Source organism: Duganella paludis (assembly GCF_054461335.1).
The window spans coordinates 4,389,659-4,406,985 of record NZ_CM136922.1 but is presented as its reverse complement, the minus strand read 5'-3'; the positions used below and the strand labels follow the sequence as shown (position 1 = coordinate 4,406,985).

Annotated in this window: 12 protein-coding genes; all 12 read right to left on the bottom strand. The window is 65.5% G+C overall.

Annotated elements, in window-relative coordinates; genetic code table 11:
• Positions 1–12 precede the first annotated feature (12 nt).
• A complete protein-coding gene (locus ACXZ1M_RS19480) occupies positions 13–498 on the bottom strand; it encodes a GlcG/HbpS family heme-binding protein (protein WP_459049293.1) in 486 nt (161 codons plus the stop codon).
• Between the two features lie 10 nt (positions 499–508).
• A complete protein-coding gene (locus ACXZ1M_RS19475; protein ID WP_459049292.1) occupies positions 509–2,731 on the bottom strand; it encodes a carboxylesterase family protein in 2,223 nt (740 codons plus the stop codon).
• A 10-nt stretch (positions 2,732–2,741) separates the two neighbouring features.
• A complete protein-coding gene (locus ACXZ1M_RS19470; protein ID WP_459049291.1) occupies positions 2,742–4,604 on the bottom strand; it encodes a hypothetical protein in 1,863 nt (620 codons plus the stop codon).
• Positions 4,601–5,023, bottom strand: a complete 423-nt coding sequence (locus ACXZ1M_RS19465) for a nuclear transport factor 2 family protein (RefSeq protein WP_459049290.1) — start codon at positions 5,021–5,023, stop codon at positions 4,601–4,603. The genes ACXZ1M_RS19470 and ACXZ1M_RS19465 overlap by 4 nt, the downstream gene beginning before the upstream one ends.
• A gap of 12 nt (positions 5,024–5,035) precedes the next feature.
• Positions 5,036–7,885: a TonB-dependent receptor plug domain-containing protein gene (locus tag ACXZ1M_RS19460; RefSeq protein WP_459049289.1), complete on the bottom strand. Its 2,850-nt coding sequence runs from the start codon at positions 7,883–7,885 to the stop codon at positions 5,036–5,038.
• A 39-nt stretch (positions 7,886–7,924) separates the two neighbouring features.
• On the bottom strand, positions 7,925–8,488 hold the full coding sequence (locus ACXZ1M_RS19455; protein WP_459049288.1) for a YceI family protein: 564 nt from the start codon (positions 8,486–8,488) through the stop codon (positions 7,925–7,927).
• Between the two features lie 34 nt (positions 8,489–8,522).
• Positions 8,523–9,068, bottom strand: coding sequence for a cytochrome b (locus ACXZ1M_RS19450; RefSeq protein WP_459049287.1), 546 nt, complete (start codon positions 9,066–9,068; stop codon positions 8,523–8,525).
• Positions 9,065–10,342: a sugar MFS transporter gene (locus ACXZ1M_RS19445; RefSeq protein ID WP_459049286.1), complete on the bottom strand. Its 1,278-nt coding sequence runs from the start codon at positions 10,340–10,342 to the stop codon at positions 9,065–9,067. The genes ACXZ1M_RS19450 and ACXZ1M_RS19445 overlap by 4 nt, the downstream gene beginning before the upstream one ends.
• Positions 10,343–10,360: 18 nt before the next feature.
• Complete coding sequence (locus tag ACXZ1M_RS19440) at positions 10,361–13,087, bottom strand: TonB-dependent receptor domain-containing protein (protein WP_459049285.1); 2,727 nt, start codon at positions 13,085–13,087, stop codon at positions 10,361–10,363.
• Between the two features lie 342 nt (positions 13,088–13,429).
• Positions 13,430–14,665, bottom strand: a complete 1,236-nt coding sequence (locus ACXZ1M_RS19435) for an acyl-CoA dehydrogenase family protein (RefSeq protein WP_459049284.1) — start codon at positions 14,663–14,665, stop codon at positions 13,430–13,432.
• A 7-nt stretch (positions 14,666–14,672) separates the two neighbouring features.
• The gene (locus tag ACXZ1M_RS19430) at positions 14,673–15,629 is read right to left on the bottom strand and encodes an ABC transporter permease (RefSeq protein WP_459049283.1); all 957 of its coding nucleotides are present in this window, start codon (positions 15,627–15,629) and stop codon (positions 14,673–14,675) included.
• On the bottom strand, positions 15,626–17,326 hold the full coding sequence (locus tag ACXZ1M_RS19425) for an ABC transporter substrate-binding protein (protein ID WP_459049282.1): 1,701 nt from the start codon (positions 17,324–17,326) through the stop codon (positions 15,626–15,628). Before ACXZ1M_RS19425 ends, ACXZ1M_RS19430 begins: the two co-directional genes overlap by 4 nt.
• Position 17,327: the final 1 nt, after the last annotated feature.

Below are 17,327 nucleotides of genomic sequence, written 5' to 3'. Positions count from 1 at the left end.
CGATCATACTCCTCACGGGCTGACCGTGGCCCACGGCAGAATCTTCAGCGCTTCAATGGCGCAGCTTTCGTCGATGGTGCGGCCGCCGCCGACGGCGATCACCGCCACGAACTTCCCTGCCTTGTAGATCGGCAGGCCGCCGGGAGAAAAGTGGTAGCGCGTGTCCTTGCCGTATTGCGCGGCAAAGGCCGGGTCGCTGCCGACGCGCGTCTGCAGGTCGCGCGTCGACACGTGGAAGGCCAGCACGCCGGCGATCTTTTGCGGCGCCGTGTTCAACCCCGCCAGCGTGGCGTTCTCGCTGGCGAGCGCCACGCGCAGGTGGCCATCGGCATCGGCCACCTGCACGTTGACCGACATGCCTTGCGCCTTGCACGCCTGGATCGCGGCTTGCGCCAGCGACAGCGCTTCCGGCTGTGTGATCAGCGTGGTATCGATCGATGCCGAAGTCTGTGCGGCGGCGGAGCCGTAGGCCAGCGCCGCAATGAGTAGTGCTTTCATCTTCATTCCCTTACCACGGTTTTTGGGTGGCGAAGAAACGCAGCCAGAAGTCGGTGCGTTCCGGTGTGGCGATCGGCATCAAGCCCCAGTCGTCGCCGAGCCGCATCACTGCGCCGGCCCTGGCGTCGTAGGCAGGCCACTCCGGCAGGCCGGCGCCGTTCGGGTTGCCGGTCTTGACGATGTTGGCCCAGTACGAGGACATGGTGTCGGCAATGCGGCGGTCGTCGTCGGTCCACGGGCGGTCGGTTGCGTACAGGTTGCCGAGGGCGTAGTTGATCTCCGATCCGTGATAAGCGCCGCGCATGGGCGCATCCGGTCCTGGTGGCGTATGGTTCCAGAAATAGGTGTACACCGGATGTCCCGAGCCTTGCGACCAGGTGCGCGCCCACGACCAGGTGGAGATGCGGGAGTTGTCGCGCGCCGCGTCGTTGCTGGCGCGCGCCGCCTGTTCGTCGTCGCCGGCCGGATAGAGCTTGAGGAATTCGTCGGCCAGCGCGCCGAATTTGGCGTGCGCGCTTTGCCGGAAAGCCTCCAGCGTGACATTCACCTGCGGCGAGCCGGCGCGCGGCGGCCCGGTACGCGCACGCAGCGCGGCGAACGCGGTTTCCGGCACGGCGCCGGTTTCGTCGCGATTGCTGCCTGCGACGAAGATCACCTTGTTCTGCGCATGTGCGGCATAGGTGGCGCTATACGTCTTCGGCACTACCCAGCCGTCGACCACGGGACGGAACAGCGGCGGCTTGCCGGCGCTGAGTGTGTCGATGCCGGGATCGATGGTGTTGCTGCCTTCGACGATCTGCTGCCATGGCAGCGCGCGCAGTGCCGCCAGGTCTCGCACGCCCTTGCTCTCGGCGAAGCGCTTGCCCGCCTCTTCCGCCGGTTTCAGCTGGCGATACGACACAGACAGGTAGCGCAACTCCGGATCGCGCGGATCGCGCGCATGGCTTTCCGCGATCGCATGACGGAACAAGCCTTTGGCCAGCGGCGACACCGCCAGGAAGCCGACCGAGCCTGCGCCCGCCGATTCGCCTGCGATCGTCACGCGTTTGGGATCGCCGCCAAATGCGGCGATGTTACGCTGCACCCATTTGAGCGCGGCGATATCGTCCAGCAGGCCGTAGTTGCCGGAGGCGTTGTGGCCCGACTCCTTGCTCAGCTCCGGCGTGGCGAGGAAGCCCAGCGCGCCGAGGCGATAGTTGAAGGTGACCACCACCACGCCTTTGCGCGCCAGCCCTTCGCCATCGAACAAGGGATGGGCGCCGCTGCCGGCGATGAAGCCGCCCGGATAAATCCACACCAGCACTGGACGCAGTTCGCGCTCCGCGCCGGCGCCGGTCCAGACGTTGAGCGTCAGGCAGTCTTCGTTCATGCTGTCCGCCGAGGTCTCGGCATCCACCGGCTGTGGACAGGTATTGCCGAACTTGTCGGCCTTGCGGACACCGGACCAGGCCTGCGCCGGTGCCGGCGCGCGCCAGCGCAAGGCGCCCACCGGCGGCGCCGCGTAAGGGATGCCTTTGTAAACGGTCACTGACGCATCGCGCCCTGCGGCGCCGCTCACCAGTCCCGACTCGGTCGGCACCGCCTTGGTGTAGGCTTCGGCCGATGGCTTGGCCGACATGCCGACCAGGTCACCGCTGGCCAGCACGTGGCCCTGCATGGCGGCGACAGCCTGGTCGAACGTCAGCGCCGGATCAGGCGCCAGCCTGGTATCCAGCGCGAACACCTGGAAGTGGTAAGGCTGCTGCTCCACCGTGTGCGCGTGCGGCCCGGCATAGCGTTCGCCGAGGCCATGCACATTCGGGCCATAACTTGCGCCGGCCGGCAGCGTGCTCACGCCGGCGGCCAGGCTGGTGGTCTTGGCAGGCAGGTTGACGGCAGTGAAATGGATCGAGGTCTTGGCGGCCTTGCCGTCCGCGCGCGGATCGCCCTGCACGATCACCGCATACGACACGGTGCCGCGCGGCCCGGCCGACCAGCGCAGGCCGGGGAAGCGGTTGGCGCCGTACTGCGTGTTGTCGAGCGGGATCTGGCCGCCGTTGGCGAACGCCGGACTGGTGACGTTCAGCGTCTTGGCCGATGCCGGCTTGGCCAGCGCGGCGGCCAGTTCCGGCACATGGCCGACATCGGGCGCGCTTTGCGCCAGCGCGGCCAGCGGGAATATCGCGGCGGCGATCATCGCCAGCTTGCAGGTGTAGCGTTTGCTGCCCATTGCTTGTTCCTTTAGGTTCATCATCGTATATCCTTTACGGGTCCAGCGTCAGCCGGCCGGCGCGCAGCACGCCATCCTCGCCCTTGCGGGCGACGGCATTCACTTTAAGGCCCGGCTTCAGCACATCGCGCGGCAGCAGCTGGTAGTCGGTGATCTGCATCGCGCCTGGCAGCAGCAGGTGCCGTGCGCCGCCCGGATAGTCGACATCCAGCTCCACGCCCGCTGCGGTTTTCCGCGCGCTACCGACCGTGCCGTGGGTCATGGCGTTGCCGCCCTGCGCCATCAGGTGGGTGCCGTACTCCGGACGATAGCCGGGCTCCATGATACGCAGCTCGGTCGACTGTCCGCTATGTTCATCGATCACCTTGTTGGCGCTGGCCACAAAGTCGCCTTGCTTGATGGCGGTGGACACCACGCTGTGCGGCCGCGAGACAGTCCATGCGGGCGTCATGGCGACGCGCACTTCCTTGCCGTCCTTGTCTGCCAGCGTCACGCTGTCGTCGCTGTAGCGCAGCAGTTGGCCCGAGTAGCCGACCGGCGGCGCCTGCACCTGCAGGCGCGCTGCCGTCGCGGCGCCGGGCCGCAGCTGCTCGTTCAGGCGCAGCACGCCGTCGATCAGGCCTTGCTCGCCGCAGCCCTGTTTCGCGCGGGTGGCGGTGGCCTCGTAGGTGTTGAGCGGATAGGTGGCGTCATCGACCAGGAAGCGGAACGGACCGAAATTATCCAGCACCACCATGGTGTTCGCCAGCGGCAAAGCGCGTTTCAGCTTTTCCCCTACCGATGGCACGACGTTGGCATCCGCATGCACGATGGCGATGTCGCCCAGTTTCAGCACGCCGTAATGCAGCGCCACCTGCGGGCCGTCGGCGTCCTTGAAATTGCAGGCGGGGACCGTGGCGCCGGGCGCGTTGGAACACTCGCGCGCCAGGTTCTGCGGCGTGGTGACCTTGCCAGGACAAGTCAGCGTATCCTGTCCGCCGCCGATCTGCATCCGCGTTGCGGTGCGGGTGATGTCACGCGCGGTCGCCAGCGCTTCCTCGCCGAGCAGCGTGCCCATGGCCGCCATGATGCCGTGCGCGCGCGCCGTGTCGCGCGGGCCGTTGTCCGGTTTGGTCCAGACGCGGTAGGCCGGACTGGCCGCCGGGGCGATGGTGAACAGCGCCACTGCCTTGCCGCCCGACGCCTCCTCGACATAGCGGGCCGCCGCGCCGGGAACATCGCCGCTGATCTCACCCGGCTGCGCCTCGTTGACCACCGGCTCGATGCCGTAGTTGAGCAGCATGGCCACCAGCTCGCCGGACAGCGTCTCGAACTTGTACACGCCCAGCGACGGATCGACAAACTGCGTGCCGCTGCGGTCGATGCCGTCCACATAGCGGCGCTGTTGAGCCGACCACTCGTTGCGGTTGGCGACCAGGTGGCTTTTGCCCACCGCATAGCCGGCGCGCACCGGTTGCAGGCCCGCCGCCGCTTGCCGCGTCGCTTCCAGCGTGGCCGCCACCACACGCTTGGTGAAAGCGTCCGAGCCGGTGATGATGCCGCCCGAACTGCTGCTGTCAACGCGGATCGAATTATGCGTGTGGCTGGAGCCGAGCAGGATGTTCTCCGGCGGGATGCCGGCCTGCGCGCCCACTTGGCGGATCAGGTCCGCGTGGATGCCGGCCTGGATGGCCGGCACGTCGGCCACGATCACCGCCGCCCGCGCCGCGCCGTTGTCGAGCAAGAGTACGCGCACGTAGATATGATCGTAGACGGACTTGTACGGCTTGGGCAGCTCGGCGACAGGCGGCGTGATATCCACCCGCGCCGCAGCGGCGCGCAGCGCGCCCTCCGCTGCGGCGGCGCTGTGCAGCATGCCGGCCGAGAGGGCCAACAGCAGGGCTTTGCGCAGCATCATTTGACATCCTCGGGCAGGCGGGTCGACTGGTAGGCCGCCATGCGCCACTGCCCGTTCTGCCGCACGAAGACGTGCATGATGCGCGACGGCAGCGTCACGGCATTGACCTTGATGACGGCGCGGAAGGTGACGATGGCCGTGTCGCCGTATGCCTGCACCTTGACGTCGCTGCGTTCGACCGCGAAGTACTTGGCCTTGCCGGCCTTGAGCGAGTCGAGGAACTGCGCCTTGGTGTTCACGGTGCCGTTGGTGTGGGTGTAGACGATATCGTCGGTGTAGAGCTGGTCCAGCGCCGCCGTATCCGCCTTGATCAGCGCTTCGGTCCATTGGTCTTCAAGTTTCAAGACCTGCTCCGCCGGTTCTTGCGCCGAGGCGGACAGGGACAACGTCAACATCAACAAAGTGATTAGTCGTTTCATGACATTCTCCTATCAGTATTTGAAGCGCAGGCCGGCGGCGAAGTAACGGCCCACCGGATCGTCGCCGATCGGGAAGCCGCCGAACATGCCCGGGTTCTGCTGGGTGCCGCTGAAGTTGGCGCCCGGCGGCGTCTTGTTGAACAGGTTCTGCACGTTGGCATACACGTTGACCGTGCCGAAATCGCGCTTGATGGTGTAGTCGATATTCAGGTTGGTGGTGCTGAAGGCTTTCACCCGGCCCGAGGTCACCTGGGTAGGATCGGCGCTCAGGGCCAGCGAACTACGCCAGCGCTGCATCACGTCCACGTTCAAGTCCTTGATTGGCGTGTAGCGCACAAACGCCGTGGCCCGCCATTCCGGGCTGGCCTGCAGGCCGTTGGCGCCGTAGGCCACACCGCCCATGTCCAGCGTCGGCGAACCGGGCGTTTCGTACTTGATGTGCGGCTGCCACGTCAGCAGGCCGCGCAGGGTCAGCGGACGGTTCTGCACCGAGGTCGCATAGTTGGCCTCGAAGTCCGCGCCCCAGGTATGCACCTTGGCGAAGTTGATCGGATAGTTGTACCACTGCGTCACCACGTTGGCCGGTGTATTCACGAACGTCCCCAGCGCGCGGGTCTGCGTGGCGCACAGCGGCGAGGTGCCGCCGCTGGCGTAGCAGGCCGCCTGGTAGGTGAAGTTGGTGCCCTGTACCAGCGTGATGGCGTCGCTGACCTTGATGTCGAAGGCATCCACGGCCAGGCTGAAGCCTTTCAGCTGGCTGGGACGGTAGACCAGGCCGACGGTGGTGGTGTCGCCCTTCTCCGCCGTCAGGTTGGGATTGGAACGCGCGGTGTTCGGCGCGGTCGATTGCACTCCCAGCAGGCTATCGGTGGCGTTGCCGCCGGTGACGGTGGTGGTCGGCGCGAACAGGTCGTCCAGCGTCGGTGCGCGGATGTCGCGCGAGCGGGTCGAGCGCAGGCGCATCTCGTCGCTCAGGTGCCAGTCGACGCCGAGCTTCCAGGTGGTGTAGCTGCCGCTGGTGTCGTAGTTGGTGTAACGTACCGCGCCATTCAGGTTGAAGGACTTGGCCCACGGCGCATCCTTCAGCAGCGGCGCATCGAATTCGACGGCGGCTTCCTTGACCGTCTGCGCCACGCGCGAGCGGTTGGCGTACGGTTGCACCCACTGCGACATGCCGGCCGAACAATTGCGCGGCAATCCCAGCGCAGCGCAGTTGTACAAGTTGGCGGGGTCGGACGGCGTGCCGTCGCTGCCGGCACGGTAGGACTGGCGGCGCCAGTCGCCCGACACCGCGACGGTCACCGGGCCGGCCCAGGTGCTGAACGGCGCACCGCTGATGCTGGCCGACGCATCGTCCTGCAAGGTCAGCGTGTTGAAGTGCGTATCGCCGAGGACATAGCCCAATGCGGCGGCGCTTTCCGAAGTGGGGCCGAACACGTTCAGCGGCACGCAGCCGGGGAAGGCGCTGGGGTTGGTCAGCGTGACGCTGCACACCGGCGTGCCGCCCGGGCCGGGCACCGCGTCCAGCGCGGCCGCAAGGCGCAGGTTGTTCAAGTTGTTCTTGCTGGTGACGCCCATCGACGACACGCTGTGGACGTAGCCCACTTCCCACTTGTAGCCGCCGGCGGTTTCGCCATCCAGGCCGGTGTTCAGGAACAGGTGGTGCTCATTGACGACCGGGTTGAAGCGCGGTGCGGTCTGGATCAGCTTACCGAGCGTGAAGGTGCTCTGGTTGGCGGCCAGCAGTTGGTTGCGGTAGTCCGCCGGCAGGAAGGCGTTGTCGCGGCTGATGGTCACGCCGTTGAGCAGCGGCCAGTTGGCGAAGAACTCGTTGCGCTTGAGGTTTCCGGCCACTTCCACATAACCATGCGTGGTGTCGCTGAAGTCGTAGTCGAGGCGACCGAACAGCTGCTGGCTGCGCAGCGGCGCCTTGAGCGAGCCGTCGTAGTAGGCGCCGTCGCCGCCGCTCTGGGTCGGCACCGAGGGATTGAAGCCGGTGCGCGTGCCCTGGTTGAAGGTGCTGAGCACACCGTTGGAGGCGAACTGCTGTCCCGCCAGCACGCCATTGCGGATGTAGCCGCCGAACGAGGTGGTGGCCAGGCGCGTATCGTTGGCCACGAAGTAAGGCAACGCCGCCGTGCCTGCGCCCTGGATCGTGGTGAGCGCGGTGGCCGGACGCGAGGAGCGGTACAGGATGCCTTTGTCGTCGCGGAACTCGTAGCTGCCGATGAAGTGCGCATGCTCGCCGATGCGCGTGCCGTAGGCCACACCGAATTGCGATTGGCCGCCATCGCCCTTCTCCGACATGCCGGTCTGGATATTGGTCTTGACGCCGTTGAAGGCCTTGTCGGTGACGAAGTTGACCACACCGGAGATGGCGTCCGAGCCATACACGGCGGAAGCGCCGCCGGTGACCACGTCCACCCGTTGCAGCAGCATCTGCGGAATCATGTCGACATCGACCGTGCCGTTGGCGGTGGTCGGCGCCACGCGGTGGCCGTCGAACAGGATCAGGGTGCGCACCGCGCCCAGGTTGCGCAGGTTCAGCTGGTTGGCGGACGGGTTGCCGCCGCCGGAAACGCCATTGGCGCCGCCGCTGGGATTGGAGGTCTGGCTGCGCGGGCTGGAAAACACCGGCAGGCTATTCAAGGCATCGGCAATCGTGGTCGGCTGCAAGGCCAGCAAGTCCTGCGCGCGCACCGAGGTTACCGGCGTCGGGCTGTTGTCGCCGTTGATGATCACGCGCGAGCCGGTGACCACCACCGAGTCCATGGGTGCATCGGTGGCCGTTTGCGCCAGGCCAAGCAGCGGGAAGGCCAGCATCACTGCGGCGGCCAGCGGTTTCAAAGTCGTTGTTTTCATCGTGTCTCCGTATAGTTTTTATTTTTGAATCTACCGCTATTACTGTTCCTTCTGAGCCTCCACCTGGATGCGCAGCAGCGTTTCTGTCTTGAAGCCTTTGCCGAACGTGATGCCGAAGTCGGCGCGGTTGAAACTGCCCTGCGCGTCGGCGCCGCAGACTTCCACCTTGGTCAGGCCATCGGCCTTGCACAGGAAGCTGTCGATGGCCAGGCGCACTGGCCGGGTGACGCCGTGCAGCGTCAGCAAGCCTTCGACGGCGGCCGGCGTGTCGCCGTTGAAGATGATGTTGCCCTTGTAGACAGCGGCCGGGAACTGCGTGGCGTCCAGGATGTCCGGCCCTTTCACGTGGGTGTTCAGGGCCGCGTGGCCGAAGTCCACCGAGGCGGTGTCGATGGAAATGTCGACCGTGCCGGTCTTGGCTTCGCGGTCCAGCGTGATGCTGCCACCGGTTTTATTGAATTTGCCGCGCCAGATGGACAGGCCGCCCTTGTGGTCGGCCTCGAAGCTTGGATAAGTGTGGCTGGGATCGATCCGGTATTTGACCGGTGCGGCCGTAGCGCAGCCGCAGGCGATTGCCAGCGCAATGAGAGTAAGTGCTTTCATGATTCCTTCAAGGTGAAAAGACGACGTTACAAAACTATCGGGCAGGTCCCGGCTGCATGCGGGACAAGACTTCATCCCTGTCAATCACGGCGTGCTTGACGGCCGCAGCGAGGTGCAGCAGCACCAGCACGGCCAGCCCATAAGCCGCCACGGCGTGGGCCGGCTTGAGCGACTGCACCAGCGCCACATCCTTGCCGACAAGGTCGGGAAGCGGCACCAGCCCGAGGTAGACGATCGGGAAACCGGCGGCATTGCTGCGCGCCCAGCCGATCAGGGGTACGGCAAAAAACATCAGGTACATCAGCGCATGGCTGGAATGGGCCAGCATGCGCTCCCATTTTTTCATCGACACCGGCAGCGGCGGCGCGGGACGCCACAGGCGCCACAACAGGCGCAGCGCGGAGCCCAGCAAGATGGTGGTTCCCAGCCACTTGTGCCAGTTGAACAGCTTGACGCGCGCCGACGAAAACGGCAGGCCTGTCATGTACCAGCCAAGCACCAGCGCCAGGACTATCATCAACGCCAGCAGCCAGTGGAACAGGCGCGCCACTGCGCCGTAACGGGATGGCGGCCCGCTCATTTCGCCACCGTGCGCGCGTACATCCCGAAGCACAGGATCACCGCGTAGCACAGTGCCGGCACCAGCAAGGACATTTTCAATCCGCCGGCATCGGCGGCCAGGCCTGTAATCAGCGGCACGATGGCACCGCCGACGATGGCCACGCAAATCAGCCCCGAGCCCTCCGCCGCGCGCGTTCCCAGCCCTTCACTGGCCAGCGTGAAGATGGTCGGAAACATGATCGAGTTGAACACGCCTATCGCCAGCAACGACCAGCCCGAGACCGCGCCGCTGCTGTTGGCAGACACCAGCAGCAGCGCGATCACCGCGCCGGCGGCCACCGCCAGCACCTTGCCCGGCGCGGCCACCCGCAGCAGCCAGGCGCCGGCGAAGCGGCCCAGCATGGCGCCGCCCCAGTACAGCGGCACGTGCTTGCCCGCTTCCACCGCGCCGCCGCCGAATACGTCGGCCTGCATCAAATAGTCGACGATGAGGGAACCGATGGTCACCTCGCCGCCCACGTACAGGAAGATGCACAGCGCGCCGAAGGCAAAGCGCGGACGCTTGAGCAGCTCGAAGGCCTGCACCATGCTGGTGGCCGGCGCCGGCGTTTCCACCAGCCGGTGACGGCGCATCCAGACCAGTCCCGCGATCGCCAGCAGCGCGATGGCGAGGCCCAGGTAGGTATGCACGATCACATTGGTTTCCTGCGTGCGGAACGCATCCAGCGCCGCGCCGGACAGCGTGGCCGGATCGATCGCCGCCAGCGAACCGAGGATCAGCAGCGAACCAACGTAGGGAAACACCGTGGTGCCCAGCGAGTTGAAGGCCTGCGCAAAGGTCAGCCGGCTGGACGCCGTGGCTGGTGCACCCAGCATCGATATCAGCGGATTGGCCACCACCTGCACAACGGTGATGCCGGCCGCCAGGACAAACAAGGCGCCGAGAAACAGCGTGAACACGCCCGACGATGAGGCGGGAATGAACAGCAGGCAGCCTGCCGTCATCGTCAGCAGCCCCACCACGGCGGTGCGCATATAACCGAGGCGGCGCACCACCGCCGCAGCCGGCAGCGAGACGATGAAGTAGGCGGCGAAGAACGCCGACTGCACCAGCATCGCCTCCGCATACGACAGCGTGAACAAGCTTTTCAGCTTGGGGATCAGCACGTCGTTCAAGCTGGTGATGCCGCCAAAGATGAAGAACAGCGCAAACACAAAGACGCGCAGGTCGGGAAGGTCCTCCTTTGCCCCGGCAGCAGGGACAAAGGAAGTATCGGCGGTGTTGAATGCCATGGTCGTCGTATCCCTGCCTTACATCTTCATGCGCAAGCCGATGGTGAAGTAGCGGCCCATCGGATCGTCACCCTGGGCGAAGCCGCCGAAGGTACCGACCGCGCCGTTCGCGCCGAGGAAGGCGATCGGTGGCGGCTGGCGGTTGAACAGATTGGACACGTTGAAGAACAGCTGCGCCGTGTGGTTGTTGCTGAACTTGACGTCCCAGCCCAGATTCAGGTTGGTGTAGGCAATGGCCGGCGCATCAGGCGAGGACACGATCTGTGTCGGGTCGCCGGTGAAGGCCAGGCGGCTGCGCCAGCGCTCACTGATGTCGATCGACAGGTCGCGCACCTTGTAGTTGATGAAGAAGGTGCTGCGGATCTTGGCGCTCGCTTGCAGCGCGTTGGAGCTGAAGCCGACGCCGCCCATGTCCACCGTGGCCAGGCCAGGCGTTTGATACACGATGTGCGGCTGGTAGGTGGTCAGCAAACGCAGGCCGAGCGGATTGTCGAACAGCTTGGTGCGGTAGTTGGCCTCGAAGTCGAAACCACGGGTGGTCATGCTGCCGATGTTGATGACGGTGTTGGTGAACGACGTCACGGCATTGGCGGCGCTGGTGTTGCTGAACCCCAGCGGACGGGTTTGCAGCGCGCAGTATGGCGAGGAACCGCCGCTGGCGTAGCAGGCCGCCTGCACCGATGGATTGGTGCCCTGGATGTTGGTGATGGCGTCCAGCACCTTGATGTTGAAGTAGTCGAGCGAGGCGCTGAAGCCTGGAATGAATTTAGGCTTGATCACGAAACCGGCGGCGATGGTCTTGCCCACTTCCGGTTTCAGGTTCGGGTTGCCGCTGACGGTGACCGGCACGGTCGGGCTTTGGCCGGTCAGCATGTCGGTAAAGGAACCGGCATTGGTGGTGCCGGCCTGGAACAAGTCGTTCAGGTTCGGTGCGCGGATGTCGCGCGAGTAGCTGGAACGCAGCTTGACCTGGTCGTTGATGTCCCAGTCGGCGCCGGCCTTGTAGGTCCATGCCTGGCCGCTGGTGTCGTAGTCGGTGTAGCGGGCGGCGAGGTTCAGGTTGAGGTTCTTGGCGAAGCTGGCATTGTTCGCCAGCGGCACTTCGAATTCACTGGCCAGTTCCTTGACGGTCTGCGCCACTTTCGAACGCGGCGCCAGCGTCGGATTCGGATACAGCAAAGTGGTGGCGCTGCAGTTGTAGGTAATGCCGGTGCAGTTGGCTTTATCGGTCGGCACGGCGTCGCTGGTGAGGGCGTAGGTCTGGCGACGCCACTGACCGGTGATTGCCATGTCCACCGGGCCGGCCCAGGTCGAGAACGGCGAGCCGGAGATGGTCGCTTCGACTTCGTTCAGCGTGTTCTCCACTTCGAACGAGGTGGCCTGGGTGATGTATTTGATGGCATCGGCGCTGGTGGCGGAAGGGCCGAACAGGTTCAACGGAACGCAGTTGGAATACGCACTGTTGGTCAGCGAGGCCGCGCACACGATCTGGCCGTTGGCCGGATTGACCACGGCATTGAGCGCCGCCGCCAGGCGCTGGGTGTTCCAGTTGTTGTCGTTGCGGGTCAACAGTTTGGCTTTCGAGCTGGTGCCGGAGACGTCCCATTTCCAGCTGTCGTTGAACTCCCCTTTCAGGCCGCCGGCGACGAAGTACTGGTCGCTCTTGCCGACGGTGTTGATGCGCGGCGCATCGGCGAACACCTTGGCCACGTTAAAGCTGGTGACCTTGGCCGCCGCCAGTTGATCGCGATACGACTGCGCCAGGAAAGGATTGCTGGCGCTGACCGTGGCGCCGTTGAGCAGAGCGTTGTAGGCGCCGAAGTTTTCGGTACGGTTGTCGGTGGCGCTGGCTTCGAGGTAGCCGTGCACGGTGTCGGTGAAGTCGTAGTCGGTGCGGACGAAGGCCTGGTTGGAGCGCATCGAGCCGCGCAGCGAACCGTTGTAATAGGCGCCGTCGCCGCCGCTTTCATAGGTGGCGTTGCCGCTGGCGGTGCCGTGCTTGAGTGGACTCAGCACGCCGTCCTGCGCGAAGTTCATGCCGGCCAGCGGGCCGTTGCGAACCAGGCCGCCGTAAGTCGCGGTGGCGATGCGGGTGTTGTCGACCAGGTGATAGGGATTGGCTGCGGTGCCCGCGCCCTGCACGGTCCACTGGTGCTCGCCCCATGGACGGTCGGTGCGATACAGCACGCCGGGATCGTCGCGGTATTGATAGCTGGCGATGACGTGGCCACGGCCGCCGAACAAGTCGGTGCCGCCGGCGATGCCGACATCGGTGGTCTTGCCGTCGCCATAGGTCGAGACGCCGCGCATGCCCTGCACTTTGAGGCCGTTGAATTTGGTGTCGGTGACGAAGTTGATCACACCGGCCACCGCGTCCGAACCATACACGGCGGAGGCGCCGCCGGTGACGATGTCGACGCGGCGCAGCAGCATCTGCGGAATCATGTCGGTGTCGATTAACTGGTCTTGCGTGGTGGCGGGCAGGCGGTGGCCGTCCCACAGGATCAGGGTGCGTGGGTAGCCAAGCCCGCGCAGGTTCTGCAGGTTGCCCGAGTTGTTGGTGGTGCCGTTGCCGGGATTGCCGTTCTGTCCACGCGAGCCGGCAAAGATCGGCAGCTCATTGAGCGCGTCCGAGATGCTGCCTGGTTTGTTGGTCAGCAGGTCGTCGGTGGTGACCGAGGTGAGAGGTGTGGGGCTCTGGCTACCCAGGCTGACGCGCGAGCCGGTGACCAGTACTTCGGTCATGGGCGCCGATGCGGCGTCCGGTGTGGATTGGGCCTGGGCCGCAGATCCGATGACGAGCGTACCGACGCCCGCCGCTGTTGTAACAAGGCTGATGACACTTCGCATAGCAATATCTCCGTTGTCGGATTGCTGTCGCAACCCTTTATCTTTTTTTGTGTTGTAGACGTTTGTAGTTTTCAAACATCATGTGTGGAGAATAGCTGCTCAATTGCTGCGCGGCTTTACACAAAAATGAGAATCGCTGGTACTTTTCAGCGCGGAGAGACGGTTTAGTGCGACGGCGCTGCTGTTGCAGCGCCGTACCAATGTTGACCTATATGTAGTATTGATACATCAAGAGAACTAAGCTTTCGGCAAATCCTTCCACCAGCCGGAGTCCGGCACGGTGCCGTTCAGGTAGTAGTCGCCGATGGCGCGTTCGCGGAAAATCGCCGGATTGTGGGAAGCGGCGGTGCGGGCATTGCGCCAGTGGCGGTCCAGCCGGCGCGTTTCGCTGGTGGCGGAGGCGCCGCCCACTTCAAACAGCAGCGTGCTGGCTTGCAGCACCAGGTCGATCACCACTTGCTGCGCCTGGAACGCGTCGATCTCGGTGCGCACGAACAGCGCGTCGTCGGCCAGGCCGGCCTGCGCCTGCTGCCAGTTGTGTTCCAGCGCGCGCGCCACGCTTTGCACCAGGCTGTCCGCCGCATACGACAGGCTGGCGATGCGGCCGACCACGCGCTGCACCAGCGGGTCCTGGCGCGGACTCGAATGACCCAGCACGTCGAAGGCGCGCGTGCGCGGCTGCACGAAGGCGATGGCGTCGCGCAGCACCGCGCGGCCCACGCCGGCGATGCTGGTCAACAGGATCAGCTGCAGGAAGGCCTTCTGGTAGGAGCTGGGCGGCTTGGCGCTGAAACGGCGCACGATGTGCTGCTCCGACAGGCGCACGTTCTCGAACAGCGTGGTGCCGCTGCCGGTCATGCGCTGGCCGAAGCCGTCCCAGTCGTCCAGCCGCGTTACGCCCGGCAGCGTGGCCGGGAAGGCGACGCTGACGCGCTCCTCGCCATCCACCACCGAGGCCACGATCCAGTCGGCGTAGATGGTGCCGGTGCTGTAGTATTTTTTCCCGTTCAGCAGCCAGCCTTTTTCACCTTGGTCTTCGTCTTCGGCGCGCACGATGGTGGCACTGGTGCCGGTGACTTCGGTACGCTCGGCCATGGCGTAGCCGATCAAGGCGCCCTCCACCACTTTCGGGAACCAGAATTCGCGGCTCTCTTCCTCTTCCTGATTCAAACGGCTTTCCAGGAAGGCGAAGTGGCCGCGCAGCAGGTGCGAGACGTTGGAGTCGGCCGTCGCCAGTTCCTGCAGCAGCGAGAAGAACTGCGGCAGCGTGGCACCCAGGCCACCGTAGCGCTGCGGCACGCGCAGCGCGCCGAAGCCGGCCTCGCGCAGCCAGCTCACCTCTTCATATGGCAGGCTGCGTTGCTGTTCGCGTTCCACCGCGCCGGCGGCGATGCGTTCGAAGATGGGCCGGAAGCGTGCGGCAAGCTGCTCGTCGGTGGGAGGAATGTGCTGCGAGAAGGATGGTTGATTCATGATGGTCTCAAGCGTTCGAAGTGTTGGGGCGGCGCAGGCGCGGGTCGATCAGGACATAGCTTGCATCCACCAGGATGTGAACAACGGCATACAGGAAGGCCGACAGCAGCGTGATGCCCAGCACCAGCGGGATGTCCTTGCCGGCGGTGGCTTCCACCATCAGGCGGCCGATGCCGCGCCGGGCGAACAGGGTCTCCACCACCGCCGTACCGGCCAGCAGCGTGCCGAGGATGAAGCCGGAAAGCGTGACCAGCGACACCAGCGCGTGGCGCAGCGCATGGCGCAGGCGCACCGCCGCCTCGCCCATGCCACGCGCCCGCGCCATGGCGATGAAGGGCTGTTCGAGGATGTCGTCCAGTTCCTGCCGCAGGATTTGCGCCAGCCATGGCGTCATCGGAAGGGCCAGCGTCAGCGCCGGCAGCACCAGCGCGCGCCAGCCGTCCGAGCCGGAGGCCGGCAGCCAGTGCAGGCGGAATGAAAACAGCAGCAACAGCAGCAGGCCAAGCACGAAGCCCGGCGCCGAGGTGAGTATCAGTTCGATGCCGGACACGGTCTGGCGCAGCCGGTTGCGGCTGCGGCCACGGCCCGCCGTCAGCGTCGCCAGCGTCACCGCCAGCAGCACGGAGACGCCGGCCGCCGTCAGCGACAGCGTGACGGTGTAGCCCAGCTGCTGCCAGATCAGTTCCGTCACTGGCGTGTTGAGGCGGTAGGAGGTGCCAAGGTCGCCATGCAGCAGGCGGCCGACATAGTGCAGGTACTGCACCGGCAAGGGCTGATCGAGGCCGTAGTCGATACGCACCTGCGCGATGGCCTGCGGCGACGGTTGCGCATCCTCGCCGCCGAGGATGGCCAGCGCGGTATCGCCGCCGGTCAGGCTGATCGCCGCAAACGCCAGCGACGCGGCGCCCAGCATCACGCCGAGGGCGCCCAGCAGTTTCACCAACAAGGTACGCAACCAGTTCATTTTGCCTCCAGCCAGAGCGATGGGATGAACAGCGTGTTGTGCGAAGTGTCATACACCACGCCCTTGACCCGTTTGCTGTACGCCACCGAGGAATAGTTTTCATACAGCGGTATCGCCGGCACCAGCTCCGTCAGGCGCTGCTGCGCTTTCGAGTAGGCGGCCTTGGCCACCTCGCTGTCCTGCGCCGTGCGGCCCTGCACCAGCGCTTCATCCAGCTGCGCATCGCGCAGGTGCGCGGTGTTCTGGCCGATGCGCTTGGGCGAGGTGATTTCGCCGCTGTGGTAGTTGATGAAGAGCGCATCCGGCGTGTTGGTGTGCCAGACCCCGGCAAACATGGCCTGGTAATTGCCGGCGGCGCGGCGGTCGGTGATCTGGCCGGTCGGCAGCTGGGTCACGGTCAGCTCAACGCCCAGCTTGCGCGCGTCGGCTTGCAAGGCAGCGTACATGGGGCTCGGCTGCAGGTTGGTGGACAGCAGCACTTCGGCGCCCAGGCGCTTGCCGTCCTTGGTGCGATAGCCGGCGGCGTCGCGCGCGGTCCATCCGGCTTCGTCGAGCAGCTTGTTGGCCTGTGCCGGATCGTAGCGCAAGACGTCCTGGAACGAGGGATCGTAGTAGCGCGTATTCGCCGCCAGGAAGTCGGTCTTCGATTGGTACTCGCCGAAGCCGACCACCTTGGCGATGCCGTCGCGGTCCAGGCCGATGGCCAGCGCGCGCCGCACGCGCACGTCGTCGAAAGGCGCTTTGTCGATATTGAAGGACAGGCCGCGCATCGGCGAACCGGTGCGCACGCGGGTGTCGAACACCAGCGCCGGATCGTTGCGGATCGCGGCGGCGTTCTGCGGCGGCGCGTCCATGGTGATGTCGTACTGGCCGGTCAAGAGCGTGTTGTAGCGGATCAGCTGCTCGGGTACGAAGTCGATTTCGATACGCTCGACGTAAGCCGGTCCCTTGTGGTTGAGCTGCGGCGGCGACCAGTTGTAGTCCTTGCGCCGCACCAGCCGTATGCCCTGCTGGCGCGTGTAGCTCTCCACGATGAACGGCCCGGAGCCGACCGGGAACTGGCCCAGCTTCTCCGGTTGCTCCTTGATGGCGCGCGGCGACTCCATCGACAGCCACGATTGCGCCAGCACGTGCAGGAACGGCGTGTACGGCTCGCGCAGCGTGGCTTCGAACACGTACTCACTCACCACGCGGCCATCGATGTACGGTGCGATGTAGGCCGCCGCCAGCGGCGATTTGGTGGCCGGTGCGCGCATGTGCTCAAGGTTGGCCTTGACGGCGGCGGCGTCGAACTTCGAGCCGTCGCTGAAGGTGACGCCCTCGCGCAGGTGGAAGGTGTATATCTTGCCGTCCGGTGAGATGTCCCACGACGTGGCCAGCCACGGCACGATCTTGCCCTGTGCGTCGAGGTAGACCAGGTTATCGTAGATCATCCGGCCCAGCCACTGCGCGTTCGCGTGCGAGATCGAATGCAGGTCGAGCGAGGTCGGATCGCCGTAGGTCGATATCTTCAGCGTGCCGCCCGGTTTGCCGGGCGCCGCTTCCGCGTAGTCGGCGGCGCGGAACGGGCTTGGGCCTTGTTGGCTTGCCGAGGGATTGGAGCCGTCGCCGGCGGCGGGCGCGCTGTCGCACGCCGCGAACAGCAGCAGCGACAGCGCGGCGGCGCCGGTGGCCAGAGTGGAGACGATGCGCTTCATG